Source organism: Pseudomonas sp. 29 (assembly GCF_002754355.1).
GTDB classification, from domain to species: domain Bacteria; phylum Pseudomonadota; class Gammaproteobacteria; order Pseudomonadales; family Pseudomonadaceae; genus Aquipseudomonas; species Aquipseudomonas neuropathica.
The window spans coordinates 5,869,830-5,893,556 of the sequence record NZ_PEEY01000001.1 but is presented as its reverse complement, the minus strand read 5'-3'; the positions used below and the strand labels follow the sequence as shown (position 1 = coordinate 5,893,556).

The 23,727-nt window shown below is 60.2% G+C and carries 24 protein-coding genes, 1 pseudogene and 1 riboswitch; of the genes and pseudogenes, 12 read left to right on the top strand and 13 right to left on the bottom strand.

Translation table 11 applies throughout. From position 1 onward, the window contains the following. A complete protein-coding gene (gene aguB, locus CLU80_RS27435; RefSeq protein ID WP_099759004.1) occupies positions 1-909 on the bottom strand; it encodes an N-carbamoylputrescine amidase in 909 nt (302 codons plus the stop codon). 4 nt (positions 910-913) lie between these two features. Next, positions 914-1,966 carry an agmatine deiminase family protein gene (locus CLU80_RS27430; RefSeq protein ID WP_099759003.1) on the bottom strand — a complete coding sequence of 351 codons (1,053 nt, stop codon included), beginning with the start codon at positions 1,964-1,966 and terminating at the stop codon, positions 914-916. Between the two features lie 111 nt (positions 1,967-2,077). Between CLU80_RS27430 and CLU80_RS27425 the strand changes: the two genes are divergently transcribed. Further along, entirely contained in the window at positions 2,078-2,965 is an 888-nt protein-coding gene (locus CLU80_RS27425; protein WP_099759002.1) for a LysR substrate-binding domain-containing protein, read from the top strand. Here the strand turns inward: CLU80_RS27425 and CLU80_RS27420 are convergent. Beyond that, complete coding sequence (locus CLU80_RS27420) at positions 2,936-4,090, bottom strand: radical SAM/SPASM domain-containing protein (protein ID WP_286079792.1); 1,155 nt, start codon at positions 4,088-4,090, stop codon at positions 2,936-2,938. The two genes, CLU80_RS27425 and CLU80_RS27420, sit on opposite strands and share 30 nt — an antisense overlap. A 130-nt stretch (positions 4,091-4,220) precedes the next feature. After that, positions 4,221-5,114, bottom strand: coding sequence for a LysR family transcriptional regulator (locus CLU80_RS27415; RefSeq protein WP_099759000.1), 894 nt, complete (start codon positions 5,112-5,114; stop codon positions 4,221-4,223). 115 nt (positions 5,115-5,229) lie between these two features. On the opposite strand from CLU80_RS27415, the gene CLU80_RS27410 reads away from it, so the two are divergent. The 7 genes from CLU80_RS27410 (at position 5,230) to CLU80_RS27380 (ending at position 11,668) form a co-directional block, all read left to right on the top strand. Then, a complete protein-coding gene (locus CLU80_RS27410; protein ID WP_099758999.1) occupies positions 5,230-5,622 on the top strand; it encodes a RidA family protein in 393 nt (130 codons plus the stop codon). A gap of 89 nt (positions 5,623-5,711) precedes the next feature. Then, complete coding sequence (locus CLU80_RS27405; RefSeq protein WP_099758998.1) at positions 5,712-6,431, top strand: SDR family NAD(P)-dependent oxidoreductase; 720 nt, start codon at positions 5,712-5,714, stop codon at positions 6,429-6,431. Between the two features lie 129 nt (positions 6,432-6,560). Beyond that, positions 6,561-7,424 carry a putative selenate ABC transporter substrate-binding protein gene (locus CLU80_RS27400; protein WP_099758997.1) on the top strand — a complete coding sequence of 288 codons (864 nt, stop codon included), beginning with the start codon at positions 6,561-6,563 and terminating at the stop codon, positions 7,422-7,424. Continuing rightward, on the top strand, positions 7,421-8,218 hold the full coding sequence (locus CLU80_RS27395) for a phosphonate ABC transporter ATP-binding protein (protein WP_099758996.1): 798 nt from the start codon (positions 7,421-7,423) through the stop codon (positions 8,216-8,218). The genes CLU80_RS27400 and CLU80_RS27395 overlap by 4 nt, the downstream gene beginning before the upstream one ends. Beyond that, on the top strand, positions 8,212-9,036 hold the full coding sequence (locus CLU80_RS27390) for a PhnE/PtxC family ABC transporter permease (protein WP_093433144.1): 825 nt from the start codon (positions 8,212-8,214) through the stop codon (positions 9,034-9,036). The genes CLU80_RS27395 and CLU80_RS27390 overlap by 7 nt, the downstream gene beginning before the upstream one ends. Continuing rightward, complete coding sequence (phnE, locus tag CLU80_RS27385) at positions 9,033-9,800, top strand: phosphonate ABC transporter, permease protein PhnE (RefSeq protein ID WP_099758995.1); 768 nt, start codon at positions 9,033-9,035, stop codon at positions 9,798-9,800. The genes CLU80_RS27390 and phnE overlap by 4 nt, the downstream gene beginning before the upstream one ends. Positions 9,801-9,988: 188 nt before the next feature. Next, positions 9,989-11,668 (top strand): MFS transporter, encoded by a 1,680-nt coding sequence (locus tag CLU80_RS27380; RefSeq protein ID WP_093433152.1) that lies wholly within the window; start codon positions 9,989-9,991, stop codon positions 11,666-11,668. A gap of 111 nt (positions 11,669-11,779) precedes the next feature. Here the strand turns inward: CLU80_RS27380 and CLU80_RS27375 are convergent, their stop codons facing one another. Beyond that, complete coding sequence (locus CLU80_RS27375; protein WP_286079791.1) at positions 11,780-12,100, bottom strand: lysozyme inhibitor LprI family protein; 321 nt, start codon at positions 12,098-12,100, stop codon at positions 11,780-11,782. Between the two features lie 190 nt (positions 12,101-12,290). Here CLU80_RS27375 and CLU80_RS27370 point away from each other — a divergent pair, with 190 nt between their 5' ends. Next, complete coding sequence (locus CLU80_RS27370; RefSeq protein ID WP_099758993.1) at positions 12,291-12,509, top strand: hypothetical protein; 219 nt, start codon at positions 12,291-12,293, stop codon at positions 12,507-12,509. A gap of 294 nt (positions 12,510-12,803) precedes the next feature. Here CLU80_RS27370 and CLU80_RS27365 read toward each other — a convergent pair. The 6 genes and pseudogenes from CLU80_RS27365 to CLU80_RS27340 all read right to left on the bottom strand — a co-directional run. Continuing rightward, a pseudogene (locus tag CLU80_RS27365) lies at positions 12,804-13,011 on the bottom strand (DUF1801 domain-containing protein); the annotation flags it as partial. 7 nt (positions 13,012-13,018) lie between these two features. Then, positions 13,019-15,046 carry an LTA synthase family protein gene (locus CLU80_RS27360; RefSeq protein WP_099758992.1) on the bottom strand — a complete coding sequence of 676 codons (2,028 nt, stop codon included), beginning with the start codon at positions 15,044-15,046 and terminating at the stop codon, positions 13,019-13,021. A 21-nt stretch (positions 15,047-15,067) separates the two neighbouring features. After that, on the bottom strand, positions 15,068-15,679 hold the full coding sequence (locus tag CLU80_RS27355; RefSeq protein ID WP_093433159.1) for a hypothetical protein: 612 nt from the start codon (positions 15,677-15,679) through the stop codon (positions 15,068-15,070). After that, complete coding sequence (locus CLU80_RS27350; protein WP_099758991.1) at positions 15,679-16,974, bottom strand: sialidase family protein; 1,296 nt, start codon at positions 16,972-16,974, stop codon at positions 15,679-15,681. The genes CLU80_RS27355 and CLU80_RS27350 overlap by 1 nt, the downstream gene beginning before the upstream one ends. A 50-nt stretch (positions 16,975-17,024) precedes the next feature. Continuing rightward, positions 17,025-17,570 carry a cytochrome b/b6 domain-containing protein gene (locus CLU80_RS27345; RefSeq protein WP_099758990.1) on the bottom strand — a complete coding sequence of 182 codons (546 nt, stop codon included), beginning with the start codon at positions 17,568-17,570 and terminating at the stop codon, positions 17,025-17,027. Continuing rightward, positions 17,570-17,836 carry a PepSY domain-containing protein gene (locus CLU80_RS27340; RefSeq protein WP_099758989.1) on the bottom strand — a complete coding sequence of 89 codons (267 nt, stop codon included), beginning with the start codon at positions 17,834-17,836 and terminating at the stop codon, positions 17,570-17,572. Before CLU80_RS27340 ends, CLU80_RS27345 begins: the two co-directional genes overlap by 1 nt. A 170-nt stretch (positions 17,837-18,006) precedes the next feature. On the opposite strand from CLU80_RS27340, the gene CLU80_RS27335 reads away from it, so the two are divergent. The 3 genes from CLU80_RS27335 to mntP all read left to right on the top strand — a co-directional run bounded on the left by CLU80_RS27335 (position 18,007) and on the right by mntP (position 20,846). Further along, complete coding sequence (locus CLU80_RS27335) at positions 18,007-18,669, top strand: response regulator (protein ID WP_099758988.1); 663 nt, start codon at positions 18,007-18,009, stop codon at positions 18,667-18,669. Then, on the top strand, positions 18,666-20,039 hold the full coding sequence (locus CLU80_RS27330; RefSeq protein ID WP_093433170.1) for an ATP-binding protein: 1,374 nt from the start codon (positions 18,666-18,668) through the stop codon (positions 20,037-20,039). Before CLU80_RS27335 ends, CLU80_RS27330 begins: the two co-directional genes overlap by 4 nt. 63 nt (positions 20,040-20,102) lie before the next feature. Then, a riboswitch (yybP-ykoY riboswitch) is annotated at positions 20,103-20,274 on the top strand. Positions 20,275-20,282: 8 nt separating this feature from the next. Next, on the top strand, positions 20,283-20,846 hold the full coding sequence (gene mntP / locus CLU80_RS27325) for a manganese efflux pump MntP (RefSeq protein ID WP_093433172.1): 564 nt from the start codon (positions 20,283-20,285) through the stop codon (positions 20,844-20,846). Position 20,847: 1 nt separating this feature from the next. On the opposite strand, the gene CLU80_RS27320 is transcribed toward mntP, so the two are convergent. Together CLU80_RS27320 and CLU80_RS27315 are read right to left on the bottom strand one after the other, a co-directional pair. Further along, positions 20,848-21,564 carry a DUF72 domain-containing protein gene (locus CLU80_RS27320; RefSeq protein ID WP_099758987.1) on the bottom strand — a complete coding sequence of 239 codons (717 nt, stop codon included), beginning with the start codon at positions 21,562-21,564 and terminating at the stop codon, positions 20,848-20,850. Between the two features lie 148 nt (positions 21,565-21,712). After that, complete coding sequence (locus tag CLU80_RS27315) at positions 21,713-23,500, bottom strand: thiamine pyrophosphate-requiring protein (RefSeq protein WP_099758986.1); 1,788 nt, start codon at positions 23,498-23,500, stop codon at positions 21,713-21,715. Positions 23,501-23,727 lie beyond the last annotated feature (227 nt).

Here is a 23,727-nt window from a genome sequence, read left to right as displayed (position 1 = left end):
TCAAACCCCTTGAGTGTTCCAGCGTGCGTGAAGTTGGCGACCATCCTGACTGAGAAGCGGCCCGTACATGTCCGGACGACGATCGCGGTATATGCCCCAGCTCAATCGCTCTTCGCGCATGGCCGCCAGATCGACGCAGTGCAGCAACACGCCAGTGCTGTCGCGATCAGCGCTGGCGAGCAATTGGCCCTTGTGATCGCTGATGAACGACGAGCCATAGAAGCTCATTTGCAGGCTCGGATCGGTAGTCGCGACCTCTCGCCCGACCCGGTTCGCCGCCACCACCGGCAGCAGATTGGCAGCGGCATGGCCGCGCATGGTCATCTGCCAATGGTCACGAGAATCCAGCGCCGTGCAGCCGGGTTCAGAGCCGATAGCCGTCGGATACAGCAGCACTTCGGCGCCCATCAACGCCAGGCAGCGGGCGGTTTCGGGGAACCACTGGTCCCAGCAGATACCGACGCCGAGGCGGCCGAACGCGGTGTCCCAGACTTTGAAACCGGTGTCGCCGGGACTGAAGTATTCCTTCTCCTGATAGCCGATGGCGTTGGGAATGTGGGTCTTGCGATACACACCCAACAGGCGCCCGTCGGCATCGGCCACGCTCAGCGAGTTGAAGTAGGCGTTGCCGGCCTTTTCGAACCAGCTCAGCGGCAATACCACGCCCAACTCGCGGGCCAGTGCGGCGAAGCGCGCGAGCACATGGCTGTCGCGATATTCCTCTGCCAAAGCCATGTGTTTATGGCTTTGTTCGATGCAGAAGTACGGCGTGGCGAACAGCTCCTGCAACAGGATCACTTGCGCGCCCTGCTGCGCTGCGTCACGGACGAGCTGCTCGGCGCGATCAAGGTTGCCGGGTAAGTCCCAGGTGCACGGCATCTGGGTGCTGGCGATGGTCAGAATGCTCATGCTTTCAACCTCTCAGCGGCCAGGCTGGCTGTTGTTGCGTGATGCAGTGCACCCCGCCGCCGCCATGGGCCAGATGATTGATGCGCACCGGCACCACTTCGCGGCCGGGGAAGGCTTGCTCCAGTACTTTGGCGGCGACGTTGTCAGCCTCGATGCCATACGCTGGCATGATGATCGCGCCGTTGGCGATGTAGAAGTTGGTGTACGAGGCGCAGAACACTTCGGCTTCAGTGTCGACAGCGTCGGTGGCTTCGAACAGTTCGATCAGCTCGAATTTGCGGCCCTGCGCATCGGTGGCCAGTTCCAGCGCACGGCGGTTTTCCCGCGCCACTTCGGCGTACACCGAGGATGTGTCGTGAGTGGCATCCACCAACAAGACGCCAGGCCGGGCAAAGGCGCAGACGCCATCGACGTGGCCGTCAGTCATGTCGCCGGTGACGTAATCCGGATCGCCCGGCAGCCAAATGGTTTTCTTGACGCCGAGCAAACGGCTGAAGATCTCTTCCATCTCCGCTTTGCCGATGCCGGGGTTGCGATTGGGGTTGAGCAGCACCGATTCAGTGGTGATCAGCGTGCCTTCGCCGTCGACATGAATCGCCCCGCCTTCATTACTCAGTGGCGTGCCGAAGCATTCCAGGCCAAGGTGATTGAGCGCACGGCGAGCCAGGCTTTCATCCAGTTCATGCGCCGACTTGCCACCCCAGGCGTTGAAGCGCCAGCTGACACCGGCCAGGCCTTGCTGCGGATGGCAAACAAAGGTCGGGCCTGAGTCGCGGCACCAGCTGTCATTCACGGCCAGCGCAATCAGCTCGATGTTCGGCCCGCACAACACCTTGGCGCTGGCGACGGCGGACGGATCGACCACCAGTTTCACCGGTTCGAAGCGGGCGATGGCGTTGGCCACGCGAGCGAAATCTTCCTGCACTTGTGCAAGGGTCACACCCCAGCCCGACTCCCACAGCGCTTTGTTGTGCGGCCAGACCATCCACGTTGCGGCGTGGGTAGCCCACTCTGCCGGCATCATCCAGACGCTGTTTTTATTATCGTTGTGCTGCATGATAAGCCTCGTTAGTTAAGCCAATGTGTTCACGCCGCCAATGCTACGGACGCGCAAACAGGCAAACAAACGATGGATTTAGCGCACAACTGATTAGAGGAACTTATCGATATGCTCAAGCACTGGCCGCCACTCAGCTCCCTGCGCGGTTTTGAAGCCGCCGCCCGGCTGGGCAGTTTTCACAAGGCTGCCGACGAGTTGAACCTCACTCAATCGGCGATCAGTCAGCAGATTCGCAGCCTTGAGGCTTACCTTGAGCAGCCGTTGTTTTTTCGCAGCGGTCGCAGCGTCGCGTTAACCGATGCCGGGCACGATTTGCTCAGCACCACGCAAGCGATGTTGCAGCAATTGGCAGTGGGGATTCGGCGCCTGGGGCAGTATCAGAAACCCAATCAACTGGTGCTCAACACGACGCCGGCGTTTGCCCGGCATTGGTTGTTGCCAAGATTGGCGGACTTTCGCGATCAGCATCCCGACGTGGATCTGTGGATCTACAGTACCGACGAGGTGCCGGATATGGCCACGCAGACCATCGACATCGCGATTCGCGACGATATCAGCGCGCAGGCTGAGTGCAGTTTCAAAGTGCTGCAAAGCGATCGACTTTATCCGGCGTGCCATCCGCGCCTGCTGAACACGCCGGCAGCGCAACGCAGCACCTTGCATGGCGAGCGGGAAATGGACTGGAGCCATTGGGCGGTCGAGGCCGGTATCGATGTCGGCCAGCAGGCTCAGGGGTTGAATTTTTCCGACCCGGGGCTGCTACTGGACGCGGCTTGCGCGGGGCTTGGGATTGCGCTGGTGAGTCAGTTGCTAAGCCGTCAGGCGCGAGCTGACGGCTTGTTGCAACCGCTGGTCGAGGCGACTATTCGCGGGCCAAACTGGGCACTGCTGACCCACCGCGACAGTGAAAATGACCCCATGGCCAGGTCTTTTATCGATTGGTTATCCGCCAACCTTAGCCTTGGCTCAAACAGCCGAGAAAACCCCGGCGCCTAAACGCCCCTCAAGACGCCCACACAGCACGTAGTGCTGATAACCGCTGGAGAACGATCCCTGGGAAATCGCGATCCTGACATCGTCATTCAATCGAAGGTACTGGGCTTCATCAAAGTTTTCTGCGCTGACTTCGCCCGCACGCCCGAGACGCTCGCTGTCCACCGTGAGACCCTGGCTGGCGAAGTGCTCGAAATCGATGATGCGATTCACCGCGTGCCGCTCCAGCACACCCTGATTGGGATGCATCGAGTAGATATGCAGGCCCTTACTGGCGCAGCGGTCGCACATGTCGACACAGTTTTTCTGCGTCGATTTACGCCGCGTCAGTTCTTCAAGCGGCATGTCGAGGTACTTGCCAACCTGATACTCGGTCTGATTGAAGATCGTGCAGCAAAGCACCGTGTTGCCATTGCAGTCGATGACCAGCCAGTCATCCTTGAGCGTGCACGCCATCTTGGGAAATTGCTGGATGACGTTGACGAGATCGTCGTACGGCGGCAATGCGAGGCGTTTCAGGGTGTCAATGTCCGTAGCCGTGACAGACGGGTCACGCTCGACAATGGCCAGTGTTTTCTCCAGCGGCATCATCACCGAATACCCGGTGGTGAAGATGAAGCCAAGACGCTCACTGAATGCGCGCATCAGTGATTCTTCTTCGATGTTATCCAGGTAGCGGTGATAGTAAACATCCACACGGGTTCTCAGACCCAGGCGCTGTTTGATCTCCTGCAGGGCGATCATGTTTTGTTTTACAACTTCGATATCGCCGCCGACATGGCCCTTTTCGTAGGTCTCCTGGTAAAAACCCGAGAGCGAAATACGGAAGTAACTCGGCTCGGCCATCAGGGCCTTTTCCATATTCTTGGCGAGATTAAGGTTGGTGCTGATACCGCTGCCCATGCCGGCAGCATTAATGATCTCGATAAATTCGCCAATTTTTGGATGAATCAGCGGCTCGGTCCAGTTATAGAGGTAGATGGTGTCGACGCCCTCTGTCTTGGCCTTATCGACAATCTGCTTGAACATGTCGAGCTGCATGGCTTTTTTGAAATTGAGATTTTCCGAGTTGCCCATTGGGCAAGACGGGCAGCTCAGATTGCACGCACCGACGATATCGATGTACATATTCATGCGGGTGAAGCTCCTAGAATTGAAAGCCATGCATCTCATCACTACGGGCTTTCAAGTCGCCTGATTGTGTTGGTATTTTGACGGCACTGGCACAGCAGCTAGCAATAACTGCACCACAATGCTTCTACGCCATTAACTCAACGACCCAATCGATGAACACGCGCAATTTCAGGCTGACATGCCGGTTCGGCGAATAAGCAATGTAGAGCGGCATCGGCGCGAGTTTCCAGTCTTCGAACAGCGGCACCAGCTCGCCACGCGCTTGATGGGCGGCAGACATGTATTTGGGCAACCACAGCACGCCCATGCCCGCCAGACCTGCCGCGAGATAAGCGTTGCCGTCATCGACTGCCAATACGTGCCGTCCCTTGATTTGCAGGTTTTCAGTGGCGTTGTGCAAGGCATATGGCACCGGTTTGCCGGTGCGTGCCCAGAGAAAACCGACGACGCGATGGTGGCTGTCTTCCAGGTCTCTCGGGTGCGCGGGAATGCCCGCGCGCGCCAGGTATTGCGGTGCGGCAAACACCCCCAACTGCAGATCGGCGACCTTGCGTGCCATCAGCGACAGGTCCATGAGTTCGCCGCCGCGCACCACGCAATCGACGTTCTCATCAATGATGTCGACAATACGGTCGCTGACGCCCATGTCGATCTGGATATCCGGATAGCGCGCGTGAAACTCGGGCAGGGCCGGCACCAGAATCAACCGTGCGAGCGGACTCGGGACGTCCACTCGCAGCCGGCCCGAAGGTGATGCCGCCGCGCCGGGCAGGCTGGTTTCGGCATCATCGAGGTCGGCGAGCAAGCGGATCACCCGTTCGTAATAAACCGCGCCATCGGCGGTGACATTGACCTTGCGCGTGGTGCGATTGAGCAACTTGACCCGCAGGCGCGCCTCCAGTTGCTGAACCTGTTGGGTCACGGTGGTCTTGCTCATGTGCAAGGTTTCCGCCGCTTTGGTGAAACTCCCCGCCTCGACCACCCGGGCGAAGGCCTGCATTGCGTCAAAACGGTCCAAGGTGTGCCCTCGATTGTTTGGATTTCACAAACAGTGAACGCCAAGCTTGCGCGTTTATCGCTGGCCTGCAAATACCTACAGTGGCTCCATCAACTCAAATGAAGGAGACACTCCCATGACTCAGCGCGATGTTGTTTTTCCATCCGCACGCCGCACGCTTTACGAACGCCACCGTTACTCGCCCGCCATTCGCTCCAACGGTTTTCTGTTTGTTTCGGGACAGGTCGGCAGCACCGAGGACGGCACGCCAGAACCAGACCTGAAAAACCAGGTGCGTCAGGCGTTCACTAACCTCAATGCAATCCTTGAAGAAGCCGGTGCCAGCTTCGATGACGTGGTGGATGTCACCGTCTTCATCGTTGATCCCCAGTCGAAATTCGAGACGATCTGGAATGTGGTGCTGACCGAGTTCTGGGGCGAGGCACCGCATCCGACGGTGACGGCGGTTGGCGTGACGTGGCTGTATGGGTTTGATTTCGAGATCAAGGTGATTGCCAGGTTGCCGTAAATATCCGGACACACCCATTCGTTTGCCATTTCAGAGGTCGTCTGTTTGCATGCTGCCCCACATCAGCATTCAGATCAGGGAGAGGATCGATGAACATTTTGGTGGTGGGTGCCAGTAAAGGCTTGGGCCGAGCTTTTATCGAAGGTTTGGGTAACGCGGGAGACACACTGATTGGTGTGTCCCGCACGCGTCCCGAAGGTTTGGTGTGCGAGGCAGAGCATCCAGTACGCTGGGTGGAAACCGATCTGATGAACCCGGCCAAAGCCGCGCACGCCATCGAGCATGCGGTCGTCGACGATGGGCTGGATACGCTGATCTACAACCTCGGCATCTGGGAAGAGTCGGCTTTCGATCCAGCCTATGACTTTCTCGACAGTCCGGACGACGAATTACAAGCCATCGTCAGTTGCAACATCAGCGCAACAATCCTGTTGATCAAACGCCTGCTTCCCCTTCTGCTGAAAAGCCTCCATCCCAGAATCATCCTCACCGGATCAACCTCGGGCCTGCCACAAAGCGGGCGTCCGGAAGTCGCCTTCGGCGCCTCCAAATTCGCCCTGCGCGGGATTGCCGATACGCTGCGCGAAGGCTACCGGCATCAGCGTCTGGCGGTGACTTGCCTGAATCTGGGGTATCTCAACACCGAGGATCGGCTGAGCACGCCGCGAGATCTGGCTGCGCAGCGTGGCGAGGGTCAGCTGATTCCAGTTCACGATGTCGTTCAGGTGGTGCGCATGATTCTGAGTCTGTCTTCGGCCAGCTACGTCAAGGAACTCACCCTGCCGGCAATCCTCGACGAACGCTTTTGACCGTTCCTGCCCTGATGGCGCTGGCCTTTACGCGTGCGAATACGTATAACCTCGCCGATTCGTCTACCCTCACGTAGCGCCCTGGTTCAGCTCTTCACACTTTTTGACGCTCACGAAACGGAGAATTCCATGCTCAAACGAACACTGGCACTGACCGCCGGCCTGGCCCTGTCCTTTTCTACTTTGGTGGTGCAAGCCGCTGACGTTTTGCGCGTCAGCGCGATTCCCGATGAAGCCCCGACCGAGTTGCTGCGCAAGTTCGAACCACTGGGTGCTTATCTGGAGCAGCAACTGGGCATGAAGGTGCAGTTCGTGCCGGTGGCCGACTACCCGGCAGTGGTTGAAGCACTCGCGACCGATCGCCTCGACATGGCCTGGCTCGGCGGTTTCACGTTCGTGCAGGCACGTTTGAAAACTGACGCAACGACGCCGGTCATTCCGTTGGTGCAGCGTGAACAGGATGCACAGTTCACCAGCAAATTCATCACCGCTGACCCCAATGTACATAGCCTCGCCGACCTGAAGGGCAAGACCTTCGCTTTCGGTTCGGTGTCTTCGACCTCTGGCAGCCTGATGCCGCGTTACTTCATGCTGAAAAACGACAACATCAAGCCTGAGGGCTATTTCAGCCGTGTCGCCTACTCCGGCGCCCACGACGCCACCGTGGCCTGGGTGCAGGCTGGCAAGGTTGACGCCGGTGTGCTGAACGCCAGTGTCTGGCAGAAACTGGTCGACGCCGGCAAGGTCGACACCAACAAGGTCAAAGTCTTCGCCACCACCCCGACCTACTTCGATTACAACTGGACTGTGCGCGGCACCCTCGACCCAGCACTGGCCGCGAAGATCAAAAAAGCCTTCCTTGATCTGGACCCGGCCAACCCTGAGCAGAAGAAGATTCTAGATCTGCAGGCCGCCAGCCGCTTCATCGAGACCAAACCCGAGAACTACAAGGGCATCGAGGAAGCCGCCCGCGCCGCCGAACTACTGAAATGACCCTACGCCTCAAACAAGGCAGCCTGCGCCACGCCAATGGAGTCGACGCCCTGCGCGGTGTCGACTTGCAGATTGGCGTTGGTGAACAGGTGGCCATCATTGGCCCGTCCGGGGCCGGTAAGTCGAGTTTGCTCTACCTGCTGGCCACCGCCCTGCGGCCCAGCAGCGGCGAGATTGAAGTGCTGGGCGAACGCGCCTGGCACTTGTCCGCCCGCCTGCGTCAGCGTCTGCGCGCGCGGATCGGCCTGGTGCATCAGGCGCCGCCACTGCCACCGCGTCAGCGCGTGGTGACGGCGGTGCTGGCCGGCAAGCTCGGCCAATGGAGTCTGGGTAAAAGTCTTTTGAACCTGTTGCATCCGCTGGATGTGGCCGGTGCACGCGCGGCGTTGGCGCGACTGGACCTGGGCGACAAATTATTCGCGCATTGCCAGCAATTATCTGGCGGCCAGTTGCAACGCGTCGGCATCGCCCGCGTGTTATATCAGGCGCCGGAAATCCTCTTGGCCGACGAACCGGTGTCAGCCATGGACCCGGTCATGGCCGGGCACACGCTGTCGATCCTCTCGCGGCATGCCCGCGAACATAACGTAACGCTGGTGGCGAGCCTGCATGCGGTGGACCTGGCGCTGTCGCACTTCCCGCGAATCATCGGTCTGCGCGACGGGCAGATTCTGTTCGACAGCGCCTCCGCTCAAGTCAGCCCCGAGATGCTCGACGCGCTGTACGCCAACGAAAAGCTGCAATCGCCGACCGCTGCGTTGGCGCCTTTGACTGTGCAGATTCCACGATGCTGAAAGCCGATTCACGCGATCCCGCTGCATGGCCACGTCTGCTGCTGACGTTGCTGGCGATTGCTTTGCTGTGGCCGGGCATTCAGCTCAGCGAGCTGAATCTGGGCGTATTGCTCCCCGACAGCCAGAATGAAATGGGCCGTTTTGTCGCGCAATTCTGGCCACCGGCGCACGACGAAGCGTTTCTGCAGTTACTGCTCAAAGCCACCCTGCAAACTCTGGCCATCGCCACCGCCGGCATGGCTCTGGCGCTGGTGTTGGCGATACCGGCGGGCCTGGTCGCCAGTCGTGCGCTGTCGCTGTCTGCCGCGTCACGCGGTGGCGTGCCGAGCAGACTGGGGCGTCTGTTGCGCTGGCCGGTGCGCGGACTGTTGATTTTCCTGCGCAGCGTGCCGGAAATCGTCTGGGCGCTGCTGTTTGTGCGCGCTGTAGGGTTGGGGCCGGCGGCCGGTGTGCTGGCCATCGCCATCACCTACAGCGGCATGCTCGGCAAAGTCTATGCGGAGATTTTTGAATCGACCGATCAGCGTCCGGCGCACGCACTGTTGCAGGCTGGCAGCGGGCGTCTGGCGGCGTTTGCTTACGGCACGTTGCCCAACGTCGGGTCCGAACTGCTCTCGTACACGGTCTATCGCTGGGAATGCGCGATCCGCGCGTCAGTAGTGATGGGGTTTGTCGGCGCCGGCGGCCTGGGTCAGCAGATCGACCTGTCGATCCGCATGTTCGCCGGCGGTGAAGTCGCCAGTATTCTGCTGTGCTTCCTGGTGCTGGTATTGGCCGCCGATCAACTCAGTCGCCTGCTGCGCTGGAGGCTGACATGAACCGGCTGATCAACTTGCTGCTGATCGCCGGTATTGCGCTGGCGGTCATCGCGTCTTTCGCTTATCTGGGACTGGATCTGGGCGAGGTGGGCAGCGCCACCAGCGTCAAGCAGATGGGCGCGTATGTGCAGCGTTTTCTCAGCCCGGACTTGAGCGCGGACTACCTGAAAGCCATCTTGCATGGTTCGATGGAAACTCTGGCGATGTCGGCCCTCGGCACCCTGCTCGCCGCTGTGTTCGGCATCATTCTCGCCCTGCCCGCCGCCGGGCGTTTCGGCTGGCCGCTGCAAAGTGCCTCGCGCTTGCTGCTCAATGCCTTGCGGGCGATACCGGAACTGGTCTGGGCGGCATTGATGGTGCTCGCCGCCGGCCTCGGCCCGAACGCCGGCACCCTCGCCCTCGCCCTGCACACCACTGGCGTGCTCGGTCGTTTGTTCGCCGAAGCGCTGGAAAATACCCCGCCACAACCGGCCGAAGCCATTCGTTTACAGGGCGGCAACCCGATTCTGGCCTTCTGCTACGGCACCCTGCCGAACCTTGCGCCGCAACTGCTCGCCTACGTTCTGTACCGCTGGGAAAACAACATCCGCATGGCCAGCGTGCTGGGTTTTGTCGGCGCTGGCGGATTGGGGCAGATGCTCTATGTGAGCCTCAGCCTGTTTCAGGAAGCGCAAGCCAGCACGGTGATTCTGGCGATGCTGGTGCTGGTGTTTGTGGTCGACTGGTTGAGTGCGTGGAGCCGGCAACGCTGGGTCAAGGCCTAGTACGCAGGCTGGCGAGTGGATATCTGGCAGAAGCTGATTATGCTTCAGGAAAGCTTGCACATTTGCGCGATGGCGGCACTGTGCAAGCTTCACGCAACAGCGCTTCCGGCATATGCCACAAGGCCAGAGTGAGACGAGCAATAACGGGGGACTCCGGCCTACAACAATAAGCACGACGGAGAACACCCATGGCCACAACCTACACAACGTCCACCGGCAGTCCACCGCGCAGCGGCGGCATCACCAAGGAAGAGCGCAAGGTCATCTTCGCTTCGTCCCTTGGCACGGTTTTCGAGTGGTACGACTTTTATCTCTACGGTTCACTGGCGGCGATCATCGCCAAGCATTTCTTTGCCGGTGTCAACGAAACCACCGCGTTTATCTTCGCCCTGCTCGCCTTCGCCGCCGGGTTTGCCGTGCGGCCGTTCGGGGCGATTGTGTTTGGCCGGCTCGGCGACATGATCGGGCGCAAACACACGTTTCTCATCACCATCGTGATCATGGGCGTGTCGACCGCGATAGTCGGTCTGTTGCCCGGCTACGCGACCATCGGCGTCGCCGCACCGGTCATTCTGATCACCCTGCGCTTGCTGCAAGGCCTGGCGCTCGGCGGCGAGTATGGCGGCGCCGCGACCTACGTGGCCGAGCACGCGCCACGCAACAGACGCGGGTTCTTCACCTCGTGGATTCAAACCACCGCGACCCTCGGCCTGTTTCTGTCGCTGCTGGTGATCCTCGCCTGCCGCACGGCGCTGGGCACTGAAGCCTTCGAAGCCTGGGGCTGGCGGATTCCGTTTCTGTTGTCGATCCTGCTGCTGATCGTTTCGGTGTACATCCGCCTGCAACTGAGCGAGTCGCCGGTGTTCCAGAAAATGAAGGCCGAAGGCAAGGCGTCGAAAGCGCCGCTGACCGAATCCTTCGCGCGCTGGGACAACCTCAAAGTGGTGATCATGTCGCTGCTTGGCGGCACGGCCGGGCAAGCGGTGGTCTGGTACACCGGGCAGTTCTACGCGTTGTTCTTCCTGCTGCAAACGCTGAAGATCGACCCGCAAACCGCCAACCTGTTGATCGCCGGTTCGCTGCTGATCGGCACGCCGTTCTTCGTGATTTTCGGCAGCCTCTCCGACCGCATCGGGCGCAAGCCGATCATCATGGTCGGGTGCATGCTGGCGGCGCTGACGTACTTCCCGATCTTCCACGCGCTGACCCAGTACGGTAACCCTGATGTGTTTATCGCCCAGGAGAAGAACCCGGTCAAAGTGATCGCCAACCCGGATCAGTGCTCGTTCCAGTTCGACCCGGTGGGGAAGGCCAAATTCACCAGTTCCTGCGACCTGGCGAAGACCCTGCTGGCAAAACGGGCGATCCCGTATGAGAACGTGATTGCCGAGCCGGGCACCGTCGCACAAGTGCGCATCGGCGATAAAGTCGTCGAGAGTTTCGAAGGCAGCGCCCTGCCGGCCGCCGACTTCAAGACCCGCAACGATGCGTTCACCGCGACTCTCGGCACCGCGCTCAAGGAAGCCGGTTATCCGGAGAAAGCCGACCCGGCGAAAACCAACTACCCAATGGTGTTGCTCCTGCTGACCGTGCTGGTGATCTACGTGACCATGGTTTACGGCCCTATTGCCGCGTGGCTGGTCGAGCTGTTCCCGACCCGCATCCGCTATACCTCGATGTCGCTGCCGTATCACATCGGTAACGGCTGGTTTGGTGGCTTCCTGCCGACGGTGGCGTTTGCCATGGTCGCCGCGACCGGGGATATCTACTACGGCTTGTGGTATCCGATCGTGATTGCGGTGATGACAGCGATACTGGGCACGTTCTTCCTGCCGGAAACCAAGGATCGCGACATTCTCAAGGACTGACGCTGATTACCGTGCAGGAGCTGCCGAAGGCTGCGATCTTTTGATCTTTTTTTGAATATCAAGATCAATAGATCGCAGCCTGCGGCAGCTCTTACAAGGGAGTCAGCGAGTTCAGAATGGCCCCTGAGTGACCACACGGGTGTCGATGATCTGCTGTAGAACCTGAATACGCTGCTGGTAGATATCCATCAGGCATTTCACATCAGCCGCGCATTGGCTACGCTTTTTCAGCCAGGTGTGCTGCTCCCCGATCAAAGCGTCACGCCCGCCCATGGGCAGAAAACGCCGGTCGAGCTTGTAGAGCAGCGCCATGCTCACGTCCATATCGTTAAGTGCGCGATGGGCACACACCGCTTTTTCGTCGGCGGCCTCGGCGCGCTCGCAGTCGAAACTGGCGGCGTGGCTGGCCCCGCCGATCATCAAAACAGACACACCGAGCACAGCTGTAAAGAGGCTTTTCGGGGACATGGCGTCAGGTATCCGGACAGTCGTGGATTGAATCGGTTTGGGCCATCGTATGGCGTATAAGTTTCTGCGCACCGCTCATCCCGGCGCCCCGCAAAAATATCGAACGCCCACCGCAACGTCACCTCCAATGTTTACATCACTGGAGGTCAGCACCATGAATAGCGATGACAGCAAAACCCCGAACGCCTCGCCCACCGACACCTCCGGCAAACCGGTGAATGTGGTCGAGCGCGATCTTGAAGACCGGGACGACGACACCGAAGCCGTGGACGAGGTGATCACGCCTTCATCCACCCGCGAGAAGGAACAGGACGCCGAGACGCTACAGCGCAAGATCGATGAGATAGAGCGCAAAGTGGCCGATGGTAATTAGTGTTTTGCAGGCGATCGCAACAGTCTGCGGGATCCACCCCCTCACCCCAGCCCTCTCCCCCAAGGGGGCGAGGGGGAAAGGGAGCCGATTTGTGTGCTTTTCACGATCTGAGTTCGACGCGCAATTGCACATCGCTAACTTGCATGAACACCTCGGTCAGTTCCCCCACCGTCCAGGAGAGGGGGAATGGGAGCCGATCTGTGTGCTTTTTGAATCTTCAGTTCCCCCCGGTATTTCCGGTCGGCGTAACTTGCATGAACACCCCGGTCAGTCCCCTCTCCCCCTGGGAGAGGGCTAGGGTGAGGGCTTCTTCGCCATATTGAGTTTCACGGCCGCCCGAATCAGCGCAATCAACGCTTTCTCATCAATCCGGTCACCCTCGTGGAAATCAATCGCCCGTCGCGTATTGCCCTCCAGACTGGCATTGAACAACCCCGCCGGATCATCAGTGACGCACCCTTGGCAAAGGTATTTCCACCGCAGCCTTGTACGTCTCGCCAGTTCAGCGCTCAACGCACATTGCGATACAGCATCAACCGCGCACTTTCATGCAACCCCCGCGTCAGTTCCACCAAGCGCTGAAACTCCTGCGGGTGTTGCTCGGCGACGTTGTCCCGCGGCGTGGCTGAGCGCAGGTCATGCAAGGTCGGCGCGCTGCCGTCGTGTTGCATTTGCAGCAGATGATGCTGGGTCACGCCGCCGATCAACGGGAACGTACCTTCGCGCAACACCAGCGGCACCACGCGCTCGCCTTCCGGCGCCGGCTGCTGAATGTCACGGCCCATCGCGCCGTTGCTGAACGGGATACCGGCCATGCCCGCCACGGTCGGCAGCAGATCCACTAGCCCCACCGCTTCATCGATCACCTTGGGTTTAAGCAAGCCCGGCGCATGAATCAGCATGGGCACATGGTTGCTTTCCAGCCCCAGTTGTTCGAAGGCCGGTGGCATGTGCGGGATCTGGCTGATGCGGGTGTTGTGGTCGCCGAAGAACACGAAAATCGTGTTGTCGTAATAGCCGCCGGCCTTGGCCAGTTCCATCAGCTTGCCAATGTTGAAGTCCAGCAGGCGCACGGCATTGTATTGCTCGACGCTGCGTGAACCGGCGGCTTGCACCTGCTCCAGCGACAGATTACTGATCTGGAAGCCGTCGTTGTCTTTGGGAATGGTGAACGGCCGATGGTTACCCGACGTTTGCACGTAGGCGAAAAACGCTCGGTCCTTGGGCAAGTCACGCAGGATGCGGTCGCTTTCCTTGAACAAGTCCAGATCGGAAATCCCCCAGACATCCACCAGCGGCGAACGCCAGTCGCTCTCCTGATACAGCTTCACGCCCTCGATACTTTGCTGGATCAGCGCATTGATATTCGCCCATCCGGCATTGCCACCGATCATGTAGAGCTTCTGATAATCGCTGAAGGCGTTGATCAGCGTGTGCTGGCGGGTGATCAGCGGATGCCGGGTGGCAGTCTCCTGACGGGTAACGTCCGGCACCCCGGTGATGCTGGCCCACACGGTTTTCGCAGTACCGGTGACAGGCACGTAGAAGTGGCGGAAAAACCAGCTCTCGGTCGCCAGTCGATCAAGATTCGGCGTCGGGTTCAGCGGGTTGCCATAGGCGCCCACCGCGCTGGTGCCCAACGATTCGAGCATGACGAACATCACGTTCGGCGTTCCGGCGACACGATAGGGTTGCACCGTTTGTTGCCGCTCGAACTTCAGCGTCTGCGCATCCGGTTGCGCCACGCCCAGATAGCGCGCAATCACCGGGTAATGCTCGCGCACCTGCGCTTCATCGAACTGCGCCTGTCCAGCCTTGAGCGTGTCGTAGAGGAACAGCACCGGGTTCAGGCCTACGGCGGCAATCTGCGCATTGCCGGAGAAAAACGCATCGCTCCAACGCAACGGCACCGGGTTTTCCAGGTTGAGATTTTCCACGCGACCGAGCAACGCCAACAGCACAGCCACCAGGCCCACGCTGCTGGCAAATATCAACGAGGTACGGCGGATGGCCCGAGGTTCACGAGCCAGCGTCGCGCGTTCCAGGCGCAGAAATCCGTAGAACCACAGCAACAGCACCGCCAGCCAACCAAGGGCGATCGACATTACCGGATAGGTTTCCCAGACCATTTGCTGCGAGATCTGCGCATCTTCCAGATAACGCAGCACCGTGGCGTTGATGCGCACGCCGAGGTAGGCGTAATGGCCGAAATCGATGATGTAAACCAGACCAACTACGCCCAGCGCCAGCAACCAATAGACCCGCGCCACACGGCGCAGCAACGGCACGCGCGTGAGGTTCCAGCGTGGCAGCCAGGCCAATATCGCCAGCGGCAACATCAGCAACACGGCAAGGCGCAGATCGAAGCGCAAGCCGATGCCGAGGGTTTCACGCAGTTGCGGGTCGTCGGCGAACGCGCTGACATCGACACCGGAAAAGCCCAGCACAAACCCCAGCCGCAGAAAGGCCAAGAGTAAAAACGTCAAACCTGCCGCCCCTACGCCGTAGCGCAGGCGCCGCGATTGCAACCACCCCATCGTTGACCTCAGTGTCGTGATTCAGTTTGAAGATGTCGGCACGGCCAAGACCGGCCGCAACAGGCGCCAGACTTCGCGGATGCAAAACGCAGCGCCGGCGACCAGGCAGTAACCGACCAGCAGCGGATCGATCAGGTAATCCCAATAGTTTTCCGAGGCTTTGAGGCGCAGCGCGAAGGCCAGCGTGCCAAGCGCCAGCATCGCTACGCCCAATCCGTTGCGCAGCCATAACAGCGCCAGTGTGATCAGCCCGATCAGCACAATCATCGGTCGCGGGTTGAAGCCCCAGCGGTAAGGATCGACATAGGTCAGGCCCATCGTCGCCGGGTACAGGATCAGTGCCATAAGACCAAACAGCACCAGCACCTGGACCCGTTTGAGCGTGGGCAACGGCTGAACCACGCCCAGGCGCAGCAGGCTGAACCAGGACAGCAACACCAGCGTGGTGATCGCCAGATCGTCGGTAAAGCTGCGCACATAGGCCGCCAGCGGCAGCTCGCTGACCGGGACAAAACTGGCCAGAGCCAACAACGGCAGCAGCCACGGCCGCCAGCGTCGGGCCAGGCCAAGCGCACTGAGCAAAACAAAACCGAGCAGGATGAAACTGAAATGGGCTTGCCAGGGAAACATCATCACAGGCGCTCCGCCAGCCACGCATCGTTGAAGCTGACATGTTTGATGAAGGTGTTATTCCACGAATACACCAGGTGATAGAGACCGTCCGAACCCCGGCTGAAATACGGGTATTCGTACTCGAAATCACAGCCGCGTGGTTTGCACACGCGGTAATCGAGATTGCTCAGAAAGCGTTGCTCCAATGGCAAGCGGCGCGCGCCACTGGAGGCCCGGAAGCCTTCACCAATGATCGCTTTGTAGGCTTCGGGGGCGAACGGCTGGCCGAGCGGATCGGGCGATTGATCCAGATCGATGACGGCGCGCCAATCGTTGAGGTTGGCATCGGTGCCGTACAGGCTGAGTTTGAAACGGCCGTCCTGCAAATCGTTGAGCGCCACCAGCAAGCCGTCGTCAGCCGTGCCCACCGCCGCCAGCGACGAGTTGGGGTTGGCCGGTTCCAACGGATACGGTTCGCTCCAGGTCTGACCGGCGTCATTGGTGCGACTGGCGAGCACGCGATGATGGGTCTCGCCGGCATAGCGCAGCATGGCCACGGCGCGGTGGCCGTCCAGCGGCACGATGGTCGGTTGCAACGAGTGCTTGCCACGGCTGATGCGGAATTTATCGATCACCGCGCCGTCCGCGCTCAGATACAGGTATTCGGCAAACTTGCCCATGAATTCGTGATACACCGGCAAACCTATCGAGCCGTCGGCATGGAACACCGGCGCGGCGCGCACCAACGTGCTGATGTTGAAAAACGGCGAGGTGACTAACTGTCGAGGCGTCGACCAGTTGCGCCCGAAGTCCTCGGACACCATCACGTTGATCGCACTGGTCGCCCAACCGCCAACGGACACCGAGACATAGAACATCCACAAACGCTGGTCCGGCGCGAGGGCGATCACCGGGTTACCGAGTTTGCGGATGTAACGGCGCGTGCCGTCGCGGGTGGATTCACGGGTCGCCAACACGTGTTCGGCGCCCCACTCCGCCGTCTTCGCGTCGAACCGCGCCGTGCGGATCTGCACGTCGGCAGCGCCTTCGCGCGAGCCGGCAAACCACACCGCCATCAGGTCGCCGCCGGGCAGCGCCGTGACCGACGACGAATGAACAAAATCGTCCAGTTGCGAGGAGACGAAACGGCTGCTGTACATCGGCTCGGAAGGTGGCTGCGCGGCATCAACTGGCGCAGCCGAGAGCGCGAATGGCGCCAGCACGTGGGTCGGATGACTGCGCCACGCCGCCAGAAAGATCAGGCACACAGCGAGGCTGCCGAGGGTAAATGTCAAGCGAAAGGACAACGCACGCATAGGAGACTCGCGGCAAGGACAAGAGGGTTAACAATGGGCAGACATCCTTGTCAGCGCGTCGAATCATCCGGCAATCGGCGACGACGTCCTGTGAGCATCGACAACGGCAAGTTGTCGCGAACCTGAAAACTTTCAAACACAGCAGCAGCGGTGTGGACGCAGACCAAAATCAGCAAACCGTCGGCAGCGCTTTCGTGTACGAGCAGCGGCCAATCGGCGCCCCACAAAGCGTCGACCTCCTCCATCGCCCAACCACTGAGGCCGATGGTCAGCAATGCCAGCAACATCAGGATCATCACCAGCGCGCCAATCGGCGAGTGGCCGAGGCGATGCTCGGGCCGCCCGGCCAGCAACGACCGCGCATGGCCGAGCAAACGCGATGGCGTTGGCCAGAAGTCCGCCCAGCGTGCACTGCGCGGCCCGACGAATCCCCACACCATCCGCACCGACAGCCAGCTCATGGCGTAATAGCCGAGCCAGACATGCCAGTCATCACCGGCCTCATTGAAGAAATAATTGGCGACGAAGACGCCCGCGATCGACAGATGAAACAGTCGTACCACGGGATCCCACAGGCGCAGGGATGCATCCGGCATCAGCCCTTGATCTCGGTCTTGACCGCTTTACCGCTGACCGGGTCGTGGTAGATCTCGACCTTGCGTTTGTCCTTGTCGAAGCCGTAGATCTCGTAGCAGTTGCCGTCGGTGACCTTGAACTTGTTGATCTCGTAGCCCTGGGCTTTCAGCTCTTCCTGAAAGGCGTTCTGGTCTTGCCATTGCGAGCGCTCGGCGGTGGTGCATTGCGGGCCGGCGACGGCCAACGGGCTGGCGATGATCAAAGACAACAGCAGCAGTTTGCGCATGGAATCACTCTCGCGGGATGAGGAAGGCCTCACTGTGCAAAAGCAACCTTAGCGAAAGCTTAGTTGGCAACGAGTCGTTACATCTTTCCCGTCGGATAGCCTGCCACGGCGCGATGTGTGGCGGCATCATGCCGCCCATCCAACACCCTATTGTTCACAGAGAACCGCCCATGCGCCTGCTTCTGGTCGAAGATGATCGTGCCCTCGGACAAGGCATTCGCGTTGCCCTGAGCAGCGAAGGCTACACCCTCGACTGGCTGCAGGACGGTGTCAGTGCCTTGCATGCGCTGCGCAGTGAAAGCTTCGATCTGCTGCTGCTCGACCTTGGCCTGCCCCGCCTCGATGGCCTGACCTTGCTCCAGCAATTGCGCGGCGAGCAGCAGGATTTGCCGGTGCTGATCCTCACCGCGCGCGATGGCACCGCCGAACGCATCGCCGGCCTCGACGCCGGTGCCGACGACTACCTGATCAAACCATTCGATGTCGATGAGTTGAAGGCGCGCATCCGCGCCTTGCTGCGGCGCAGTCAGGGCCGTGCGCAACCGGTGCTGGAACATGCCGGCGTGTGCCTTGATCCGCTCAGCCAGCAAGTCACCTGGCACGGCAACGAGGTGGTGGTGACGCCGATGGAATATCAACTGCTGCATCAACTGCTGGCCCGGCCTGGCAAAGTCGTCACCCGCGAGCGTCTTTCGGGGGCGCTGTATGGCTGGCAGGAACGGGTCGAGAGCAACACCCTCGAAGTGCTGATCCACAACCTGCGCAAAAAACTCTCGACCGAGTTGATCCGCACCGTGCGCGGCGTCGGTTACGTGGTGGCGGGCAAAGCATGATCTCGATACGTGCGCGGATTCTGGTACCGGTGCTGATCCTGGTGTTGATGGGCGATGTGCTGATCAGTTGGCTGGTATTGCGCGACAGCCATCATGAAATCGAAGAGGTCTACGACGCACAACTGGCGCAGAGCGCACGCCTGCTTCAGGGTGTGCTGGCGCAACGCGCCCCAGGCGATAACGACTGGCAGCGGCTGCATCAGGCCTTCGATGAAGCGATGAGCCGGGTCGGCGATGGCGAGGCAGCACATCCCTACGAAACCCGTCTGACCTTTCAGGTCTGGCGCAGCGACGGGCAATTGCTGATGCGCTCGGCCGAAGCACCGGAACTTACTGCGCCGCCGACCACCCTCGGTTCTCATGATCTGATGGAAAACGGCCGCGACTGGTGCGCCTTTCTGCTCAAGGACGCGCAGCAAGGGTTGTTGATCTGGGTGGGTGAACGCGATGACATTCGGCAGGATCTGATCGAGCGTATTGTTGGCCACACGTTGTGGCCGAGCGTGATCGGCGTACCAGTGCTGACGGTTCTGATCTGGCTGACGATTGGCTGGGGGCTGCAACCGTTGCGCGCCATGGCGCAGACCATTCGCGGGCGCAACACCGACAGCCTCAAGCCGCTGAACCTCAGGCCCCTGCCCCACGACCTTGAACCGATGCAAACCGCGCTCAATCGCCTGCTGCAGCAGATCGACAATCTGCTCGCCCGCGAACGCCGCTTTATCGCCGATGCCGCCCATGAATTGCGCACGCCGCTGGCGATCCTGCGCATCCATGCGCAAAACGCGCAGCTTGCCAGTACCGCGCAACAACGCGAAGAAGCGCTGGAGTTTCTGGTCAGCGCCGTAGACCGCGCGACCCGTATTGCCAGCCAGTTGCTGACCATGGCGCGCATCGAGCCGCGCCTGGCCAACCCGCAAAATAGTCCGGTGGAACTCACCGCGCTGGTGCGCGAAGAACTCGCTGAACTGGCGCCACTGGCCTGGGAAAAGGACGTCGAACTGATTCTCGACAGCGATCATCACTGCCCGGTCGAAACCGACCCTGTGGCGCTGGCCATCGCCCTGCAGAATCTGGTCACCAACGCCTTGAACTTCGCCCCGCCCGGCAGCGAAGTGCGCGTGCAGGTCCAGCCGCAGGCATCCGGCGCGGTGTACATCAGTGTCGAGGACGCTGGTCCCGGCATCGACGAAGCCGACTACGCGCGTCTGTTTGAGCGTTTCTACAGCCACGGCCACGCCAATGGCGCCGGATTGGGCCTGGCGATTGTGCAGATGATCGTCAGCAAGGTCGGCAGCACCTTGCAGCTGTACAACCTGCCGCAGGGGGGCTTGTGTGCTGAATTGCGCATCAACGAGAAACCCGCGTGACGCGCTGCACCTGACGTCCGATGCAATGGTTTTGACGAAATTTTCATATCGACCTGTTAAGATCCGCAGCCTCGTTGGGGAGTAGCCTGTTTCCGAGCCTTTCGGAAGCGTTCGTATCAACATTCTCGGCAACATGCCGTGGTGCGAACACCTTTTGGTTGGTGAGACCGACGACACATCCATGCCTAAAGTCGGGCGTGTGGTTGTGTCGTTGACTCATAGCCCGACTGGAAGTGTGCCCCCGTGAATCCTGTTTCCCTCATTTTCCTCGCTCTGGCCATGTCCACGGATGCGTTCGCCGCCGCCATCGGCAAAGGCTCCAGCCTGCACAAACCACGCCTCACCGAAGCCCTGCGCACCGGTTTGATCTTCGGCGTGATCGAAGCCATCACGCCCATCATCGGCTGGTTGATCGGTCAGGCAGCCACTCGCTGGGTGGCTGAATGGGACCACTGGATCGCCTTCACCCTGCTGCTGGTTCTCGGCCTGCACATGATCTACAACGGTCTGAAACACGAAGAAGAAGAGGAAGAAAAACCCGGTTCGCACTCCTTCCTGATTCTCGCCGTTACCGCGTTTGCCACCAGCATCGATGCCCTGGCGGTCGGCGTCGGCCTGGCGTTTGTCGACGTGAACATCTGGGTCGCGGCAGCGGCGATCGGTCTGGCGACCATGACCATGGTGACTATTGGCGTGATGCTCGGCCGAGTGCTCGGTGCTGTGGTTGGCAAGCGTGCGGAAATCGTCGGGGGCGTGGTGCTGATGATTGTCGGTGCGACGATTCTGTATGAGCACCTGTCGGCCTGATTCAAGCGGAGGTCAGCGTCGCCAGCGCCAGGGCATTACCCAGTGCTGCGCCGCTGGCGGTATTGTCGAAAATGCACCAGGTTGTGGCACCTGCAGCGGTCGCTGACAGCAAGGCGTGTGCGAGGTGTTGCAGATAAGGTGAATCGTAGGCGCTGTGGTAAATGCGCGGTGAGCCGTGCAGGCGCCAATACTGGGTTCCCGTCCAACCGGCTGGCGAAATATCACGGCGGATGCGCGAAGGATCGACTGCTGCTTGGGCGATCCGGTGAGTCATTAATATCGGCTCGGCGCTGACCCACGATTCATGCCTTGGCTCAAGCACCACCGCGCCGGAGAACCGCTCGCGCAATGTCGTGAAAAAGGTTTCGGCGATGGCGGCGTCAAACGCCAGCGAAGGTGGTAACTGCACCAGCAAGCAGCCCAAGCGTTCGCCCAGACCGCCGCATTCAGCCAGAAACCTGTCCAGCGCCGCCTCGCAACCTGCCAGGCGTAACTCATGGGTGATGTGTTTGGGCATTTTCACCGAAAACCGGAAGTTCTCCGGTACACCATCGGCCCAACGCTCATAGGTTTGCCGGCGATGCGGACGGTAGAACGAGCTGTTGATTTCCACGCCATTGAGTCGCGCGGCGTAGCGCTGCAAATGCGTGCCCTCTACCGGAAATACCGGCCAGTGCTCGCGTCCCAGACTCCAGCCTGCACAGCCGATGAAAATCAAAAGTACACCTGCGGGTTTCTCCTGCCTGATCGTTCCTACGCTCTGCGTGGGAATGCCTCAAGGGACGCTCCGTGTCCAGTGACGCGGAGCGTCACGGGCTGCATTACCACGCAGAGCGTGGGAACGATCAAACCTGTGCGTTTACCGATTATTTTTTGCCGGGCAGCACCGCGCCGAGCACCTGTTTGGCGGTTTGCACGATCACCCCGGCTTCATCCGGATCGCCCTTGAGCAACGTCGTGGCGAATTTCTTCGCCTGCTCAAGCTTGATGTGCGGCGGCAAGGGCGGCACGTTCGGGTCGGTCTTGAACTCGATCACCACCGGCACTTCCGAGGCCAATGCCTTTTCCCACGCAGCGGCGACGTCTTCTTCGCGATCGACAAAGATGCCTTTCAGGCCAATGGAAATGGCGAACAAGTGGTAAGGCACGTCCGGGATACTTTGCGACGCTTCGAACTTCGGATCGCCCTCCATCACTCGCTGCTCCCACGTGACCTGATTAAGATCCTCGTTGTTGAACACCGCGCAGATCCATTTCGGACTCGCCCATTGCCGCCAATATTTGGCGACGGTGATCAGTTCGGCCATGTTGTTCATCTGCATTGCGCCATCGCCCACCAGCGCAATCACTGAACGCTCGGGATAAGCAAACTTGGCGGCAATCGCGTAAGGCACTGCGGCGCCCATGGACGCCAGGCCACCGGACAACGAGCACTGCATGCCACGGCGGATTTTCAGGTCACGGGCGAACCAGTTGGCGCAGGAGCCAGAGTCGCTGGTGATGATGGCCTCATCGGGCAAGCGTGGCGACAGCTCATAGACCACCCGTTGCGGGTTGACCGGGTCGGCTTTGGCCATGGCGCGTCTTTCGAGGGTTTTCTCCCAACTGCTGCGCCAGCCTTCGATTTTCTTGCGCCACTTGTTGGAGGTTTTCTGTTCGAGCAGTGGCAATAACGCGGCGAGGGTTTCCGCCGAGTCGCCGACCAGATTGACCTCCATCGGATAACGCAGGCTGAGCATGTCCGGCTGCAAATCGATCTGCACACCGCGCGCTTGGCCTTCCTTGGGCAGAAATTCCGAATACGGAAAACCCGAGCCGATCATCAGCAAAGTGTCGCATTCGCTCATCAGTTTGTAGCTCGGTTCGGTGCCGAGCAGGCCGATGCTGCCGGTGACCCAAGGCAGATCGTCCGGCAACGCGGCTTTGCCCAACAGGGCCTTGGCGACACCGGCGCCGAGCTTTTCGGCCACCGCGATGACTTGATCGGTCGCCTGCAATGCCCCGGCGCCAACCAGAATGGCGACCTTCTCGCCCGCATTCAAAACCTCGGCGGCACGCTGCAGATCCTCGTCATAAGGCAGTACTTTGGGTTTCGTGTAACCCACGCCGGAATGCGCGGTGCCATGGGCGCGAGCCGGTGCTTCGTATTTCAGCTCCTGCAAATCGTTGGGCAGAATCAGCGCGGTTACCCGCCGTTCGCCCACGGCCGTGCGCACTGCGCGATCAAGCAAATGCCGCACCTGCGAAGGCGCCGACGCCTGCTGCACAAATGCCCCGGCGACATCCTTGAACATCGACACCAGATCCAGCTCTTGCTGATAGTGGCTGCCCAATGCCGTGCGTGCCTGTTGACCGACGATGGCGAGCACCGGCATGTGGTCCATGCGCGCGTCATAGAGGCCGGTGATCAGGTGCGAGGCGCCCGGGCCGGACGTGGCGATGCACACACCCAGCTCGCCGGTGAACTTGGCGTGTGCCGAGGCCATGAACGCGGCCATTTCTTCATGCCGCGCCTGAACGAATTCGATTTTGCCCTTGGCCCGACTCAGCGCGCCGAACACGCCGTTGATGCCGTCGCCCGGATAACCAAATATTCGCGTAACACCCCATTCACTGAGCCGCTCAACCAGAAAATCTCCCACTGTCATCGTCATCTCGATCCTCGTCTTTCTCCGCTGCATGGAGCTGCCCCGACAGCACATCCGCCGGGAGGTGTAAGGGTCTGGACAGCTGGGTTGTTGGCGAAGTTTCGATTGGTTTCCTCAGGCCAATCCTTGTTTGTTTTTCTGAGTTCCCCACAAGACCTGTCGATCGGTGGTGAGTCCATTCGCGAGCAGGCTCGCTCCCACTGGGAATTGAGTTGCAAATGTGGGAGCGAGCC